Here is a 16389-nt window from a genome sequence, read left to right on the forward strand (position 1 = left end):
TCATCAGTTCAATTAACACTTCCGTGTACTCTCCCGAATTCGTTCGATCACACAGCTTTTTCCTTGTAATGTCTGGACGCAAACGTTCCCTTACCAAAAAATCAAGAAATCCGAAATTTCAAGGAAAATCATGATGGCTCCGTCCGATTATGAAAATAACTGATCGATGTAAAAAAGCGGAGCTTAAGACCTTTGAAAATAAAGTCTTAGGCTGCCGCCAGTTGATAGAACTATCGTGGTAACTTGGGATTGTTCCTCTTCAACGGATTTACCGTTCGTCTTGTGTAATAGTGGTGCAGCTTGAAACTCTGGTCAAAATCGTTGTTGCTCGCCTTTACTGCTTCTGTTCGCGCAGGTGCATCGTCAGATTGTCGAGCATACCTGACCAGCCGTCGTACATGTACTTATCGCCAGGGTGACCGGCGAATCCGCGTAGGTGGAAGATCATCTCGGTGCGGTCGCCATCGCCATGTGCAGCGAGGGTTAATGTCACGACAGGAGAGTTGGGATCGTTGGGGTGGCCCCAGGTGAAGACGAGTCGTTCGAAAGGTACGACGTCGAGAAACACACCTCCGGTGTGATACTCCTCGCCGGTCCCCGAGTTCACCATCGTGTAGCGGTAGTGTCCGCCTTCGCGGACGTCGAAGGAGATGGACTCCAGGGGTGTCGAAGGCAACCAGGCGGCGAGTTCCTTCTCCTCTGTCCAGGCCCGCCACACGAGCTCGCGGCGGGCATTCAGGGTACGAGTGATGGTGAATTCCGGTGCGGATGTGGACATGTTCATTGTTCCTCCTTTGGGGTCATGGTTTTGAGATGTTCTTCCAGCGCATCGAAACGCTGGTTCCACTCGCTCCAGCACTTTGAGATGCTGGGAGATTGCGGGTGTGCTTATCTCGAAGAGTTCGGCGCCCTCCCCGACGGTCGAGGCTTTCTGTGACAGCCTGGGAAGGATTTTACGCCGCGTCGGATCGGCGAGCGCAGCGAAAATAAGGCTGAGTGTGTTCTTCGCAACCAATTAATATAAAAATGAACCCTAAGGTAAGCGCTTATTCTTCAAGGCTAATAATAACGCAAAAATCACGGAATTCCATTGACCGTCCCAAATTTCTACAGTCCACAATGGATGGGAACGATTACGGTCGAAGGTCTGTTTCTTCTTGTGCTGTAAGTATAGAGCAACCATATGTAGGAATTATGGAGAGGATGAAAAAGAAAAAGATGGTCAATAGAAATCAGATGACCATCCATACGTCCAAGTCGTCGTCCCAAGGTATAAAACCACCATGGCCCCCACCGACACGCTCAACGTCGAAAAAAAAATCAAAAAATAAGTTTATTTTCTGTTCCTGAAAGTAGCCTTTTAATATTTTCCTTATGCCTGAAAATAACCATAAACGCCATTAGACACGCAAAGATATAAAAGTATAAAGTATTCCCAAAAACAGGAACAAATGATATAGCCGCGAAAAGTGTTGTAGCACATATTGTGCCTAAAGAAACATAACGGGTTAAAGCTACTATTATCACAAAAAAACCAAGGCATAAAAGGGCCATAACCCAGTCAGCCATAAACAGCACAGCCACAGCTGTAAGTGCTCCCTTGCCCCCTTTAAACCCAAAATATACCGGCCAGTTATGCCCGATAACCGCTCCTGCGCCTGCCGCTAAAAGGCTTACGCAATCCTTAGCCTCTCCCGAATAAAAGTAAACGCCAAGGAACAAGCCTATCATACAGGCAATAATCCCTTTTAATATATCTCCCGCAAGAACAAACACCGCAGCAGATTTCCCAAGTACCCTCAGAGTATTGGTAAGCCCGGCGCTTTTGCTTCCATGGCTTCTTATGTCCCTGCCGTATATTTTCCCTACAATCACGGCTGTATTAAGGCTGCCTAAAACGTAGCCCAAAGCTAAGGCGGCAAAAAGCTTTAAAATATCAATCATCACTCTTCTCCCTTGGAATTATTCTAATTTTCATTTATTTGTCCATCAATACTGGTTCCATCCGTCGCCAAACCTGCCTCCTTTACCCACCGGTATATCAACGTACGACGACGGCCAAAAATCTTGCCAAACATGTTATGTGAACCTTTACTTTTTCATTGCTTCTTTCATCGCCAACTATGTAATACATTTCACACTCTTAACATATATAACGCTGTTTTCCCCCGCACTTTGCCATTTTTTTTGATGTGTTCGCCTCCACAATTCTTACATTTGATAGTTTCCATATAATTTCATCTTCTGGCTTCATTATATCATATCACTATATTTTAAGCTGATCTCTCAAGTTTGCAGGGCGATTTTCGCGGGATCTCATAAAGCCAAACGTTTAAATATAACTCCCGATCATTAGAAGCTCAGTAATGATTAGATGTTCACCTGAAAGAGAGATTCTCCTATCCTTTGCAGCGAAAGAAGTAGACTCGCTGAACCACAGAAGTAAAAAATGAGCAATTCCCCCCCTGCTGGATGGAAATGCTCATTTTTGTGGAGACTCATAGATTCTCCTGTTTCAAAGCATCAATGATGTTTGCTTTCTTCACTTTTATGCTCGCGTAATACATGGACAAGCTTACGATTACAAATACAGCAGCAATCACATACATAATGCTTGCCCAAGGCAATACGAATTCATACGAAAAACTATACATGAAGGAGCGGTAGATCAACACCATAATTACGGCACTGATTGGGAGACCGTAAGCGAGCGACTTGATTCCATAAAAAATGCTTTCGTAGTTGATCATTTTATGAAAGCTTTTCGGCGTCATTCCAACCGACCTCAGCATCGCAAATTCCCGTTTACGAAGTGCCACGCTCGTCGAAATCGTGTTGAATATATTCGTTATGGAAACCGCCGTAATTAAAGCCACGAAGCCATAAACAAAGACAGACATAAACAATATCTTTCGTTCAGAGCGCTGTCTTTCTTGAAACAGGTTCATGACAGTTACATCCTTTTGCATTTCCTCAATATCCTGTTGTGTTTTCAAAGGCTCATTGCTTTTCAGGTAGAGTCCTGAATAAGAGCTAACGAAGACGCTTTTTTTCATGAGCTGGTCAAAGACAGGCTCGGAAACGACAAGATTCACTTGAAGGATGCTATCGGTTTGTACAATTCCCATTGGGAAATTGTCAGTGACTGCTGCCAGCTCTACCTTGTTGACCACTTGTTGCTTATCATCCTCGGATACGAGATCCAGCATTTCTCCGACTTTCCCATTGACTTTCGTCTCGATAAATTTACCTTTTTCATCGAGGAATGTCATGGTATCAATCAATATGGCGGTCGGATGATCCAGATTCGTCAGCTTCGCATACTCTACCCCAACCTGTTTGGCATACACTTTCAGCTTGTCTTCTTTCATGCTATTTACACGTATATTGTATTTGTACAAGTTACGTTCCTGGTACAAGTGCGGCTTTATATTTTCTGGAACAACCTCTTCAGCAAGCCACATGTAGGCGCCATTCATTTGTTTCATCAGATTAAATTCAGTGACATTTTCCAACGATGTGATCGTTTTTACCGATTGTTCATCTTCTAGCGTTGCCCCCCTGCCGATTGTGTATATGGCAATATCATAGTTATAGCCTTTTTGTGAAAGCTCAAGTGATTTCTGCAGGTTGGAAGTGAAAAAGGACACGGCCAGAAACAGCACAACGCTAATGACAAGGGAAAAAACAGTGGCGTAATATCTTCGTTTGTTTCTTTTCAAATTTTTTAAGCCGATCTCCGCTTCCACGCCGAATAACCGTTTGACCAGCTTGGAGGTTTTCAGTGCTTTACTTGTGAGCTTAATATCCGCGGTTTGCCGAATGGCATCGATTGCGGAAATTTTTGAGGCCCTTTGAGCGGGAACATACGTAGAAATGAAGATCGTGATAATCGAGACCAGACAAGCGAGTGCAATCGATAAAGGTGTGACGACCAACGTCAGTTTTTCAGTGACACCCAGCGCATCCTCGAGGATCGGGTTTATGAAGCGAAACGTAATGCCGATTCCAAGCATGCCGCAGATGACGCCCAAGGGAATGCTAATGCCGCCAATCACCGCCCCCTCAAAAAATACCGAATTTCTCTTCTGCCTTCTCGTTGCCCCAACACTTGAGAGCATCCCTAAATAACGTGACCGCTCCGAGACGGAAATCGCAAAGGCATTGTAGATTAAAGAGATGGAGCCAACGACAATCACGAGCACAACGATGAGGAATAATGAATTGTAGGTTTTGCCCAATCCTCCACCCATCACACCATAATAACGCAAGAGCGAATCATTCGTTTTAAACGAGCTGATGTTGTTTTTCTCTGCCAAGTCATTGGCATGATCAAATACCGTGCTATCGATGTTCTTCACGACAACGCTTACGTCAACAGTCTTGTTTGTTGCGTCCAACATATGCTCATCTACATACGTAAGGGCCGTATACCCCGGCGCCCACGTCTGCTCCCACGTAGGACGTTTGATAAACCCGACAACGGTATACGTCTCGGTTGTTGTATGAATCAAGGTTTCCACGCTTTCACCAGCGCTAGATCGCAATTGGTCATTTTGCGTCAGATCCGTATCGCTTGGGTCAGTTTGATTATAGCGCTGTCCAACCTCAAGGGTTAAGTGATCGCCTATTCGATAAGCGACTTTTGCGTTCGTGGCGATCGCTTCCGAGAGAACAATCTCATCCGCTCGCTCTGGAAATCGCCCTTTGCTCAATTCTATCGGGAAGTTTGTGAAGCCTTGGGCATTATACGCTTTCATAAATAAATAGGGCTTATTGAAATTTTGACTTCCTGGCAACCAGGCATAGCCGCGTTCCTTTGAAGTCATGAATTGTTTGGTTTCGGTATCTTGCTTGATCGCTTCGAGCTGCTCTTTGTTTACGTCCCTGTAAAGGACATGCCAGTCTCCATAGTCTTTTATCGTTTCCTTTTGCATCAGCACCAAAAAAGACGAGCCAAGCGTGATAACAGCGGTTACCATAGCTACTGAAATAATGACTCCAATGATGGTCACAAGCGTCTGTTTCTTATTTTTCATTAAATGTTTGAGCGTTAGTTTATTGATGATATTCATGGACGAATGACCTCGTCTCTCGCAATCCTTCCATCCTCGATCGCGATAATTCGATCGGCCTGCAAAGCAATTCGCTCATCATGGGTAATCATAATCAACGTCTGATGAAAGGTCTTGTTGAACATTTTCAACAAGTCAATGATCTCGCTGCTGTTTTTGCTGTCCAAATTACCTGTTGGCTCATCTGCTAGGATAATAGCAGGCTGATTCATCAACGCTCTTCCTATCGAGACCCGCTGCTGTTGTCCTCCGGAAAGCTGGTTGGGCAGATGATGTAAGCGATTTTGTAAATTCAACGTCTTTACAAGATCCTCAAACTGCTTCTGATCCACCTGGTGCTCATCGAGCAAAAGCGGCAGCTGCATGTTTTCTTCCACCGTTAAAATCGGAATAAGGTTGTAAAACTGATAAATCAAGCCGATTTGTCTCCGCCTGAAAATCGCCAGCTGCGTTTCATTCAGGCTGTACATATCCGTACGATCCACAAACACTTTTCCGCTTGTTGGTCGATCTACACCGCCTAGCAAATGTAATAGAGTTGATTTTCCCGAACCGGACGGACCGACGATGGCCACGAATTCCCCTTTGTTCACTGAGAAAGATACGTCATCGAGCGCTTTTACTGCGGTGTCACCTTTTCCAAACACTTTAGACAGATGTTCGATCTTCAGAATTTCCATACCGAAACCTCCATACGATTGCTGATGGATGTAGTATATCTGCCTGAAGTGACACTGCAGTGACTGGAAAGTGACAATCTCGTCACTTAGCTCCGGTTAGAAGACTTGCTTGTAAAAGCGAATCCGAAACTCAGTTCCCTTTTGAACATCACTCTGAACATCTATAACTCCATTCTGCTTCGTGATGATGCTGTGAGCCAACGAGAGACCAATACCGCTGCTGCCCTCGCCCGCACTCTTTCCTTTATAAAAACGCTTGAAAATAAAAGGGAGCTCTTCTTTGGAAATGCCCTTCCCGTTATCTGTGATCATCAACTCTGTAAATAATGGGTTTTCTGAAAAGGAAATCGCGATGGTTCCACCAGCCGGGGTATGCTCCACAGCGTTTTTTATAATATTGATGATCGCTTCCGTCGTCCAACTCAGATCACCTTGAAACGAGACGCTGTCTTCTCCTGTTATCGATACCGTTTGCTCTTTGATGTCGATTGGAATGAGAACGGGCTGCAGCACTTTTTCAACGAGCGTGGCCACCATGACTTGATCCTTCTTGAACAGTACGGCGTCTGCATCAATTTTGGAAAGCTTTAATAATGATGAAACCAGCCAATCCAGCCGTTCGAGCTGGATGCGAATATTGCGCGTAAATTCCCTTCTTTTCACTTCCGGCAGTTTGGTGTCGTCTACTAAATCGGCCATGACCATCATCGAGGTTAGCGGCGCTTTTAGCTGATGGGAAATGTCCGAAATCGCGTCTGTCAAATGGATCTTGTCTTTATGCAAAAGGGCGCTTTGCTCCGATAGCATGACCGTTACTTTATATATCGTATTTTTCAAAATACTGAGTTCCCCTTCACGATTATCACGGACGTCAAGGGTATAATCGCCACCGCTAATTCGCCGTACATAGCCAGCTAGCTTTTCAATCTCCTGATATCTCAATCTCGTAAAGAGGAGGCAGCATCCAATGAGTAAAAGAGAAGTGAGTAGAACGAGGACGACGGCAGCAAGTGAAAACAAATTCGCGACTACAAGCATAACCAGACTGATCGTACACATCACCAAGAATACGAGGCGGATCTCGCGATTACGCAGCATACTACTCACCGACCTTATACCCTAAACCGCGTACGGTTTTAATGATAGTCGGAGCTTTCGGATCATCCTCCAGTTTTTCCCTCAGCCTTTTCATATAAACGGTTAACGTATTGTCGTTGACGAAGTCCCCTGCCACATCCCAAATTTGTTCCAAAAGCTGATTTCTCGAGAGAATCTGTCCGGGATGGTTGGCTAAGATCAGCAATAAGCGGTACTCCAAAGCTGTCAATGGAATTTCAATTCCATGCTTGAATACTTTTCCTTCCAGTGTATGGATGCGGATCGGGGCGATTTCGATGACGACCTTGGCCTGCGGCTGCTTATGATATCTGCGCAAAACCGATTTAATCCGTGAGAGCAGCTCGCGAATTCGAAAAGGCTTTGTAATATAGTCGTCCGCTCCCATATCCAGTCCCATCACAACATTGACTTCATCATCAACGGCAGTCAGGAAAATAACGGGTATGTCGCTTTGCGCCTTCACCATCCTGCACAATTCATACCCGCTTCCATCCGGCAGTGATAAATCGAACAGACATAAAGCGAACTGGTCCAACTGCTCGGCGATAACCTTTTTCGCAGATGCGACGTCATGACACAGAACGGTGGAAAACTGGTCTTGCTGTAGGGAATATTCGAGTCCAGACGCTATTGTTTTATCATCTTCTACAAGTAAAATGTTCATTGGAACATCATCCTAATTTGATTTTTTTAAATGATTTAAAAAAGACGATGATTAGCAAAAGAGCAGCTCCGGCTACAACAACTGAAGAACAGAAAATTGGCTCCACAGATGAAGAAATCATCCTGCGAAGCCATTTTACATCTACGTTTATCAAACAAGAATAAGTACTAAGCATAAGTATACATTTCGCTATCAATCTCCGCTAGTTCAACGTTGTTTCACCAAACAATTCCCCCAAAAAATAAGACGATCTTTCCCATTAAACAACGGAAAATGATCGTCGTAGACGTACGTATCCGTTTTCCTGATTACTTAACAAAATAATGAGCACTGTTCACTGCAATCATCCTTCCCCCCGCACCTCAATCCCCCTGGCAACCCTTTCCCCCAACTCCGTCGACGCATCATACAAATAACGCAATACAACACGAGTCGTCTCATCGGATATCCCGACCAGATCGCTAACAAGATTATCCACCAAATGCTCTTGCTGCACCGAAGAAAGCGAGTGATAGTATTCCCCAGCTTGTGAAAAATCATCTGGTTTGGATAAGTCGGACCGTACGAGATGACCCTCCACATATCTACCTTCACCACTCGTCACAAGTGATGCGGGCGACCAATCTTCCTGATGGTTGACCGGAATCTTGCGGAAATCCGGCCCGAGACGCCTGCGCTGTGAATCCCAGTATATATTAGCCCGTCCCTGCAGCATTTTATCGTCCGACAACTCGGCTCCTTCCAGCAGATTGGACGGTGAAAAAGCGATTTTCTCTACTTGTTCCATAAAGTTGCTTGTGTTGCGGTTCAAAACTAATCGGCCAACCGGCAGCAACGGATATTGACGTCTGTCCCACACCTTGGTATCGTCCAGCGGATCGAAGGGGAGGAGGGCCTCGTCTTCGGGGTTCATCAGCTGTATATAAAGTCCATACTCAACGGTCCTTCCACTAGCTAACGTATCGTATAAGTCTTTGCCTGCATAATCCGGATTCTCACTGGCCAACCTGGCCGCTTCGTGACGGTCAATAACCTGCACGCCGTCAAATGGAAGCCAGTGGTATTTTACATAGCGGCGGACTCCCTGGGCGTTTCTCCAGACGTAGGTGTTCACACCGTAACCGGGAATGTGGCGAAAGCTTTTTACCGTGCCGGCGTCCGAGTAGAGCCGGACTAGAAAATGAGTAGATTCCGGCGCTCTGGCGACGAAGCTCCAGAACCGTTCGGGATCCATCAGGTTGTTGACGGGAGAGGGCAAGAAGGCTTTGATGGATTCCGGAAACCGAATGGCGTCACGGACGAGAAATACGGGGATATGGTTGCAGAGCAGATCAAAAACACCCTGTTCCGTGTAAAATTTGGTGGAAAATCCTCGTACGTTTCTCGACGTATCCGGGGTGCCTTTATTGCTTACGGCAAGGGAAAACCTCACCGTGACCGGGACCTCCTGACCAGGTGTTTGTAAAAAACAAAGCTTTGTGTAAGGCGCCATGGAGTGCACGGTCTGAAAGTACCCGAAAGCGCCGTAGCCTTTTACGTGCACGGGCCTTTCGATAATTTTAGTATGTACAAACGTCTCCAATGTCTCGTGCAAAATATTGTCCTGCTCCAGTACGGGACCCCTTTCACCGACGGTCTGCGAATGAGATTGAAACCGTCCATTGTTTTCTTCCATTCTCCTACCTCCCATGCATTCGAGTCCAATTTCCTCAGATACACTATTGTTTATGCGAAGCTTCAAGGCAATTATGCCTCTGCACGGATATGCCCCCAAAATCAAAACAGCGGTCGCCTCGGACAATGAAACAAAGTCCTGGACTGCCGCTGTTTTATTGAACGATCACGACCCCGTTAATTGAATGATCCTTCGTGCTGCTCATGCAGTAAGCCTCGTGCTAACATCATGGTAAGTGACGAATGAGGATGAGTAAGCAAAAATTTATCGTAATACATTACGGTACAATTTCAAAAACGGTACCTTGGTTAAAATCAGCCACCTTCATCGATCCATAAACCCCTAAATATAGTCTGGTTTGGTCCAGATTCGTTCCCAAACTAACATAATAAGCTGATCGAGATCCAAAATTATAATCGGTTTCAATTACACTAAAATCACTTAGTTTACATTCTGTTTGTACTCTGGTATAAGCTAAAACCCCTCTAACTGGCGGTTGAGATCCATTATCCCTGGCAAGATCGGTAAACACAACGCTTCCCGTTAAATCGGGGATTTCATTCCCCTTATAGGGCTGGACTCCTGTAAGTGCAGTTCCGCCAAATTTATCGGGCCTTGGATCTTTATGAAAATAACTCGTTAAAGGCAGAAGACGCTTTACAGAAGTTTTTACTGCTTCATCGTAATAAGTAATGATTTTCTCATCCAAAGATGGATTTGCAGTACAGCCCTTCATCATCGAAGTAGGAAAAGCACCTTCCCACCCTCGCCAGCCAAAGTTAATGAATCCCTCTTGGTCAGCTTCAGAATTCATTATAGAAGCTTGAACAAGCTGGGTAACCGGTATTGGTTTATAGTGAACGAATGAAAAAATCGACTCTACCAAATCCTGTCCGACAATCCCCACATATTTGATGTACTGGTTCCGGAACCTTTGATATGAAATGCCTGGAATATTGCGAACTCCTTTGGCAATAACCGTAAGCGTCTCCTGAATAGGTGCGGGAAGTTCATCAAAACGTGTGACTACAGGTGGATTATAAAATGCATTCTTACCTACATCAATTTCAATAATTTTTCCGGCGATTTCCATATCATCCTGACTTAAATGAAATGGATCGTAGCCTGATCCGCCATCTCCGGTTGTTAAAACAAGTTTTCCTGTTTCAGGTGAAAAGTTTAAGCTATTGACACCATTATGATTTAAAAATGGTCTTCTTATGTTAAGCAATGTCCGTCGTTTTTGAAGTTGACCATTCGACTGTAGAATCCATTCTTCAACTGTATCAATATGATCGTAATTCATTTCTCTATTTATCCACTTTAGGTTTAAGGTTCTCGGATCACACGGATTAGGCTTAAAGGATTCAAAAGCACCCGGAAGGGCACCTGGACCTTGTGTTCCCGCTACTGAAAAATGAAGATAGAAAAGACCGTTATAATAAAAATGGGGATGAAACGCTAGCCCCACCAACCCCCGTTCATCATATCCACCACTAGAGACACCGAGTTTTATGATTCGCGGACTAATATCTAAAAAAGTCCTGATCACTCCGTCTCGTATGTAAAAGATCTCTCCTACCTGGGTTGCAACAAATAAACATTCAATTGAATCACCCGGAAGTACAGCTGTTTTCAATACAGTGGGCATATTTATCTTACTTACGATGGGCTGTAAGCGAACTTTAACTTTTCTCAATTCACTTTCGCACTCCCTCCTCTTGTATCCTTATTTGAGAATATGATGAGAAACGTGCCCTTAGTACCAGTCACATCCTTGAACTGATCTATACCCATCGCTTCTATCCGACTTTTAATCAAAAACCAAAAACGCGACAACGTGATTTATTTTTAAATCTCGATCTCCTTTCGAAAATCCAATAAACCACTTTGATTTGTACGGAAACGAAAGCTATTGCAAGTAATTTCCATAGTTTAAATGAATGAAAGCCCCGCTTATTATCGGGGCTTTCTTGACAATCTGTGACCTGCTTACTAAAGGCTTAAAAGTTTTTCATCCATCAAAAAGGAATTCTTTCTGAATAAATTACGTAATGATTCTCATTTGCCCAAGTTTCGAGGCCGCTCCAGAAATCTTCGCAGGCCGAAACTATTTTCGACGGGTCTGCCAAATCTCCAGACATCACCATTCCGGCAACTTGATCGAAACCTGACGGACGGTTTGGCAGTTCCAAAGCTTCGGGTAAAACCATGGCCCCAGTCGAATAAAGTTTCCGATGGTGTAACCCGATCAACATGGCACCATAATGGGCAAATTGCATGGCTAAATAAGGCAGGTAGGTTTGAGGGCCGTTTAGGCTAATATTTCTGAGCTTCCCAATGAATTCGTACATTTCGCCCACAAGTATCCGGTTAATTGACCGCGTGAAATCTTCTCTTGTTGGGGATTCTGCAGTCTTTTTCAACGTTGAAAAAAAGCCCTTAGAATCAAACAGAACGAGCGGGGAAAAATATGGGCCATGCGTCAGAGACCAATCGTCTTCAACGGTAGCAGCTATTTTAAGAAGGACGCTTGCGCTAAGCACATTCACTTCAGATTTCCAAGGTCCCGCAGACCATTCATAACTAAATTCTACGTCTTTATTGGAATCCTCAAGTACACAAAACATCTCAATATCCGAAAAAGGGCCGTCCGTTCCCCGGGAAACCGATCCATAAACCCCGATGGCCAGAATTTTATTTTTGTATACCTCATGTAATCTCGCAGCAATTTCTTGGCAGGTTTGAAATCGATCGCTTTTGGAAATTTTTACAGGTCCATTCATGTTTTTGTGTGCATCTCCTTTTATATGATTGTTAAATTGGGGTTGAGCTGACACAAACACATGAATGGAGGACCACGGGATTAACGGGGAATTTTTTGGAAATGCATAAGATCACCGCCCATATTCTATATTACACGCCAATTTTGAACCGAATGCGTTTATTGTTCCAACACCTTTTCAAGCTCACCGCACCATTTCCCCCAGCCAAATTTAGCGCCTTCGAGTCCTTGAACATTTGAAAATCCGGTTTGTTCGAGATGAAGGTTAACCTTTCCGTCCCCTAAATCCTGCAGAGTCCAGGTGACCGTGTGCTTCTCCCCTCCGCTGGCCCAAGTATAGGACAAACGGTTTGGTGCGTCCACGATAAGCACTTCGCCGTCAATAATTCCATTCCACCATTCGGTCGGCTGGGTGCGAAACTGAAAACGGTGTCCTACCTCGGGCTTAAAATCATTTTCCATCGCCTCACCGCTGTGGATGTTGACCACCCACTTGGCAAGCTTGTTTGAATCGGTTAGCGCGGACCAAAGCTTCTCGATCGATGTCGTGTACTGAAAATCCAAGGTTAATGTTAAACTCATTCTTTTTCCTCCTCTAATAGTTGGTTCAAGCGCAACAGATTCGTACTCCAGAACTTGTTGTAAAAAGCCACCCAATCTTGAATTTCTCTGAGTGGAGAGGCGTTTAACCTAAATCGCGTTTCTCTGCCGACTTTCCGGTCAAGTACCAATCCGGCCTCTTTAAGGATAGTCAAATGCTTGGATACCGCTGTACGACCCATTTGAAACTGTGCCGTTAGCTCATGAAGCGGTAACTCCTCCGTCTCTGCTAACAGACGAATCAGTCGGCGCCTAGTTGGATCTGCAATCGCGTCAAACACATCCCGCAACTGGTTGTTCTTGCTCACTGCCACCCTCTCCCAAATTAATTAGACACCATTTGGTGACACTTTCATTATAGGACACCATTTGGTGTCGCGTCAATACACTTTGGCCTTTCGTCTTGGAATCGCCGAAACGTAATACGAAGGAGCTGGCCATGATAGCTTTGAATAGACTTTCAAAAGACCTGCAATTTTAGTGGCAGGATATAAGGCTGTACTCCGATCACTATATTTTTCTTCTACGCCAGCAGGAATATGCGGAGGTTTGTTGTTTTGCGGGTGGATGTTAGCTTCGCTGTTACTGCCCAACGAAAAAAGACCCAGACTTCGCTCCGGGTCTTCTTACGAACAGTTTTTAATCAAACCAATCGATGTGGTTGTACAAGCATAGCATAGTTCTCATGTATTTCTCCATCCTACTCTCCGTGCAGTGTATAAAAGGCCTCCGAGTACTAGAACGCCTGCAATACAAGCTGCATACAAGATACGATTGTCTACTGCATAGGTGATACGATTATCCTCAATGGACGGGATCGAATGAGAAGCAAATGCTGCTTGTTCCGTCTCCTTCTGCTTTTTCTTCTCCTTCGCTTGTTTATCTGCTTCAATAAACTCCCCGCTATTGATAAACCTTTGAATATGTCCCAAAGCGCCGTAGGACTCATTAGCATACGCTACCTTCAGCGTTTTGTAGTCCGTTTTGTCTACCGTATACGCACCGTTTTTGATTGCGTAATCTGTTCCTTCCTTAACCAACGAAAACAATCCGTAGTCACCTGCTGACGGCTCAGTCGGATCGACAGCATTTGGATGATTTACTGTAATATCAGTCTCAGTCATTTCGCCCATCAGTACTTCTTCTACATGCACTGAGTATTTCCCATCTTTATATTCACTTACTTTTCCGATGATGAGCGCGTCCTGGTCACCAGATCGGATCTTCATCACCATCTCTCCACCTGCATAAACTGTGGCCGGTATCACAAACATCCCTATCAACATGAACATAAACAACCAAATACGGTTCATAGGCTTCTGCGATCCTTTCGGTAAATTTACCTTTACATAAAGGTGCAATTGATAGACGGAGGAGGAAGTCAAAAAGTTACATTTTAGGGTAATTTTATTGTTATTGAAAAAATACGAGTGGTTTCACACTTCGAACTTTCATTCGCTGTAAATCAGCAATTGATTCAAAAGATTTTTGGGAACTCATTGCTCCTTACAGACGCCTTCTTTGTCTTGTTACTTGGTAACAAAATAGTCGTACGCGGATTTCGCAACCTTCGCGATCATTTGCGCAGCCTCTATTTGTGAGTTGTTTTTTTCAGAGAAAGCCGAAACAATGACGGTACCTTTTTCTTCAGGTAAATAAATGATGCCAATATCATTATGAACACCACCGACTGAACCTGATTTACAAGCCACTGGGGTTCCGGCAGGCAACATATTTGGAATCCGATCTCGCAACTGCTGTCTTTTCATAATGTCCATCATCTGCTCACACGCTCTCTCTGAAATCAACTCTTTCCTGGCTATTTTCTCTAACAATAATGCCATATCAGCTGGCGTTGACACATTATTCTCGATACTCTTGGTAAACACAATGCTTCTTTTGTCATGCTTTGCCTGGAACAGACGAAGCGACACTTCTTCATACTGTTCGCAGCTATGCAAATCGGGGTCTAGGTTTACCACCAAACTTAATAACTGCCAGCATGTCAGATTCACATAGGTATTTTGTAATCCGATACTCTTCATATATTGGTCAGTGTGATTCACGCCTACCATCTCAAGTATTTTGTCCGTTCCAACATTATCGCTAACAATAATCATCAGGGTTGCCAAATCTTTCACCGAAACCTCAGATCCGGGATCGAATTCTTTTAATACGCCTGAGCCCGGTACACGATCTGCCAATGAAAGACGGACTCTTGAATGTAAATCGATTTTTCCCGCTTCCACATCGCGAAACAAAGTCGCGAGAATCGGTACTTTATAACAGCTTGCCATTTGAAAGAGATGCCCTTCATTAATCTTTACCTCTTCATTTGTCTCTAGATGCTTGATGACAATCCCGAATGTTGATGTTGTTTGTCCAACTAGTTCTTCGATTTTATATTGCAAGTTCATCTCTAACTTATCCTCTCTGTTAGGTTATTTGGCTAGGCAGCTTTCATCCAGAAATTTATTCTTCCATTATCGTTCTGTAACTCTCGAAATGATGTTCATATTCCAATATTCTTTGCCTGACTTGCTCTGAATCAATCACTGACATACCAGCAACAATTGCATGTAGCAACACAAAAAGTGGCGGAGTGACATCGAGTGTAGAGGAATCCGTACAGGGAACCTGCAGCACAATATCAGCATGTTGGCTGACAGGTGCTAGAACATCATCAGTAATTGCAATAATATAAACTCCCCTATTTTTAGCTATCCTTACAATATCCAGGGTTTCTTTGCTGTATCTTTTAAACGAAAAAGCGATCAGTACCCATTGTTTATCCATTTTTGAAGAGAGTTGGACAATATCATCCGTATTTGGGTTATACACCTGTGCATCTTCACAGAGCATGCGTAAGCTGAATGCCAGCCAATGTGCAGGTGCATACGATGACCGCAAGCCTACTGATAGGACTTTCTTCGATTTACTAATTTTGCGCAAAACCTTTTCAAAGGAAGTTTCAGAAATAAGTCCAAGCATCCCCTCGATTCGTCTCAAATTTTCTTTTACCACTTCACTAAAAAAGTGCTGCTTATTTTTAAATCGTTCCTCTGTTTCCTGATGATGTGTAAATGCATTTTTTTCATTCCGTAGCTGCTCGGCAAATACTTCTCTTTGCAATTGGCTGAAACCGCTATACCCCATTGCGTAGCAAAACCGTATAACAGTTGTCTCACTAACACCGATTCGTTCCCCTACACTCGATGCAGTCTGATTTACAAACAGTTCTGGGTTTTCTAGAAGATGTTCTGCTACCTTTTTTTGTTGCTTGGTTAACTGAGCATACTGTGTTCGGATTTTTTCGCGTATCGTAACCATTTTTCGACTATCGCCCCTATAAGAAGTTTTAATTCTTATATTAACTCATTTTGAAGCAAAGCTTCTTTCTGTTATTCTAATTACAGGAAGCGAAAAGATCAAGGGTATGATTTTTGTTTAACGAAGTCCGGATACTCATGGAGATACGAAAAGAAATTAGTTCGCCTTAGTCTAAAGATTGCCCTATTTCTTGTGGAACCAGATAGCGCCACTCGCGTTTTCATTTGTATTCCCGCGACATCAAAAACAAAGCTGTCGACACATGTCTGTGACGACAGCTTCTTTGGTAACCGGATTGTTACTTTTTTACAGAAATCAACGCTACTTCGGTAAACCCGTTCGTTTCCACGGTTACCCGCAGCTCTGTTCCTACCGGAGCAGCATTGTCCAAAAATAGTTATGATCCCAAACCCAAATAAAACAACTTTCTTGATCAAAAACATATTCTGCTTACAGGAGGT

Annotated in this window: 14 protein-coding genes and 1 pseudogene; all 15 read right to left on the bottom strand. The window is 43.9% G+C overall.

All coding sequences use genetic code 11. From position 1 onward, the window contains the following. Nucleotides 1-334: 334 nt before the first annotated feature. On the bottom strand, nt 335-778 hold the full coding sequence (locus NDK47_RS13765; protein WP_251875846.1) for an SRPBCC family protein: 444 nt from the start codon (nt 776-778) through the stop codon (nt 335-337). A gap of 126 nt (nt 779-904) precedes the next feature. After that, nucleotides 905-1015, bottom strand: a pseudogene (locus NDK47_RS27830) (hypothetical protein); the annotation flags it as partial. 305 nt (nt 1016-1320) lie between these two features. Continuing rightward, nucleotides 1321-1944, bottom strand: a complete 624-nt coding sequence (gene plsY / locus NDK47_RS13770) for a glycerol-3-phosphate 1-O-acyltransferase PlsY (RefSeq protein WP_251875848.1) — start codon at nt 1942-1944, stop codon at nt 1321-1323. Nucleotides 1945-2498: 554 nt separating this feature from the next. Beyond that, nucleotides 2499-5075: an ABC transporter permease gene (locus NDK47_RS13775; RefSeq protein WP_251875850.1), complete on the bottom strand. Its 2577-nt coding sequence runs from the start codon at nt 5073-5075 to the stop codon at nt 2499-2501. Then, nucleotides 5072-5755, bottom strand: coding sequence for an ABC transporter ATP-binding protein (locus NDK47_RS13780; RefSeq protein ID WP_251875860.1), 684 nt, complete (start codon nt 5753-5755; stop codon nt 5072-5074). The genes NDK47_RS13775 and NDK47_RS13780 overlap by 4 nt, the downstream gene beginning before the upstream one ends. Before the next feature lie 96 nt (nt 5756-5851). Beyond that, the gene (locus tag NDK47_RS13785) at nt 5852-6853 is read right to left on the bottom strand and encodes a sensor histidine kinase (RefSeq protein ID WP_251876153.1); all 1002 of its coding nucleotides are present in this window, start codon (nt 6851-6853) and stop codon (nt 5852-5854) included. A 1-nt stretch (nt 6854) separates the two neighbouring features. Then, complete coding sequence (locus NDK47_RS13790; protein ID WP_251875861.1) at nt 6855-7538, bottom strand: response regulator transcription factor; 684 nt, start codon at nt 7536-7538, stop codon at nt 6855-6857. A gap of 343 nt (nt 7539-7881) precedes the next feature. Beyond that, a complete protein-coding gene (locus tag NDK47_RS13795; protein ID WP_251875863.1) occupies nt 7882-9213 on the bottom strand; it encodes a catalase in 1332 nt (443 codons plus the stop codon). Nucleotides 9214-9490: 277 nt separating this feature from the next. After that, complete coding sequence (locus NDK47_RS13800) at nt 9491-10912, bottom strand: PQQ-dependent sugar dehydrogenase (RefSeq protein ID WP_251875865.1); 1422 nt, start codon at nt 10910-10912, stop codon at nt 9491-9493. Between the two features lie 322 nt (nt 10913-11234). After that, nucleotides 11235-11999: an ANT(4')-I family aminoglycoside nucleotidyltransferase gene (locus NDK47_RS13805; RefSeq protein WP_251875867.1), complete on the bottom strand. Its 765-nt coding sequence runs from the start codon at nt 11997-11999 to the stop codon at nt 11235-11237. Nucleotides 12000-12157: 158 nt separating this feature from the next. Beyond that, nucleotides 12158-12580 (bottom strand): SRPBCC family protein, encoded by a 423-nt coding sequence (locus NDK47_RS13810; RefSeq protein WP_251875869.1) that lies wholly within the window; start codon nt 12578-12580, stop codon nt 12158-12160. Then, nucleotides 12577-12906 (bottom strand): ArsR/SmtB family transcription factor, encoded by a 330-nt coding sequence (locus NDK47_RS13815; protein ID WP_251875871.1) that lies wholly within the window; start codon nt 12904-12906, stop codon nt 12577-12579. The genes NDK47_RS13810 and NDK47_RS13815 overlap by 4 nt, the downstream gene beginning before the upstream one ends. A gap of 375 nt (nt 12907-13281) precedes the next feature. Beyond that, nucleotides 13282-13911: a hypothetical protein gene (locus tag NDK47_RS13820; protein ID WP_251875873.1), complete on the bottom strand. Its 630-nt coding sequence runs from the start codon at nt 13909-13911 to the stop codon at nt 13282-13284. A gap of 216 nt (nt 13912-14127) precedes the next feature. Beyond that, nucleotides 14128-15015 carry a serine hydrolase gene (locus tag NDK47_RS13825; RefSeq protein WP_251875875.1) on the bottom strand — a complete coding sequence of 296 codons (888 nt, stop codon included), beginning with the start codon at nt 15013-15015 and terminating at the stop codon, nt 14128-14130. Between the two features lie 55 nt (nt 15016-15070). Continuing rightward, a complete protein-coding gene (locus NDK47_RS13830; RefSeq protein WP_251875876.1) occupies nt 15071-15928 on the bottom strand; it encodes a MurR/RpiR family transcriptional regulator in 858 nt (285 codons plus the stop codon). Nucleotides 15929-16389 lie beyond the last annotated feature (461 nt).

Origin of the sequence: Brevibacillus ruminantium (genome assembly GCF_023746555.1) — a bacterium.
Taxonomy (GTDB): domain Bacteria; phylum Bacillota; class Bacilli; order Brevibacillales; family Brevibacillaceae; genus Brevibacillus; species Brevibacillus ruminantium.

What these genes read in the sequence shown, in the direction of transcription:
- NDK47_RS13795 (WP_251875863.1), bottom strand. Translation starts at nt 9,213, where the DNA reads ATGGAAGAAAACAATGGACGGTTTCAATCTCATTCGCAGACCGTCGGT.
- NDK47_RS13810 (WP_251875869.1), bottom strand. Translation starts at nt 12,580, where the DNA reads ATGAGTTTAACATTAACCTTGGATTTTCAGTACACGACATCGATCGAG.
- plsY (WP_251875848.1), bottom strand. Translation starts at nt 1,944, where the DNA reads ATGATTGATATTTTAAAGCTTTTTGCCGCCTTAGCTTTGGGCTACGTT.
- NDK47_RS13785 (WP_251876153.1), bottom strand. Translation starts at nt 6,853, where the DNA reads ATGCTGCGTAATCGCGAGATCCGCCTCGTATTCTTGGTGATGTGTACG.
- NDK47_RS13775 (WP_251875850.1), bottom strand. Translation starts at nt 5,075, where the DNA reads ATGAATATCATCAATAAACTAACGCTCAAACATTTAATGAAAAATAAG.
- NDK47_RS13790 (WP_251875861.1), bottom strand. Translation starts at nt 7,538, where the DNA reads ATGAACATTTTACTTGTAGAAGATGATAAAACAATAGCGTCTGGACTC.
- NDK47_RS13820 (WP_251875873.1), bottom strand. Translation starts at nt 13,911, where the DNA reads ATGAACCGTATTTGGTTGTTTATGTTCATGTTGATAGGGATGTTTGTG.
- NDK47_RS13765 (WP_251875846.1), bottom strand. Translation starts at nt 778, where the DNA reads ATGTCCACATCCGCACCGGAATTCACCATCACTCGTACCCTGAATGCC.
- NDK47_RS13805 (WP_251875867.1), bottom strand. Translation starts at nt 11,999, where the DNA reads ATGAATGGACCTGTAAAAATTTCCAAAAGCGATCGATTTCAAACCTGC.
- NDK47_RS13780 (WP_251875860.1), bottom strand. Translation starts at nt 5,755, where the DNA reads ATGGAAATTCTGAAGATCGAACATCTGTCTAAAGTGTTTGGAAAAGGT.
- NDK47_RS13825 (WP_251875875.1), bottom strand. Translation starts at nt 15,015, where the DNA reads ATGAACTTGCAATATAAAATCGAAGAACTAGTTGGACAAACAACATCA.
- NDK47_RS13830 (WP_251875876.1), bottom strand. Translation starts at nt 15,928, where the DNA reads ATGGTTACGATACGCGAAAAAATCCGAACACAGTATGCTCAGTTAACC.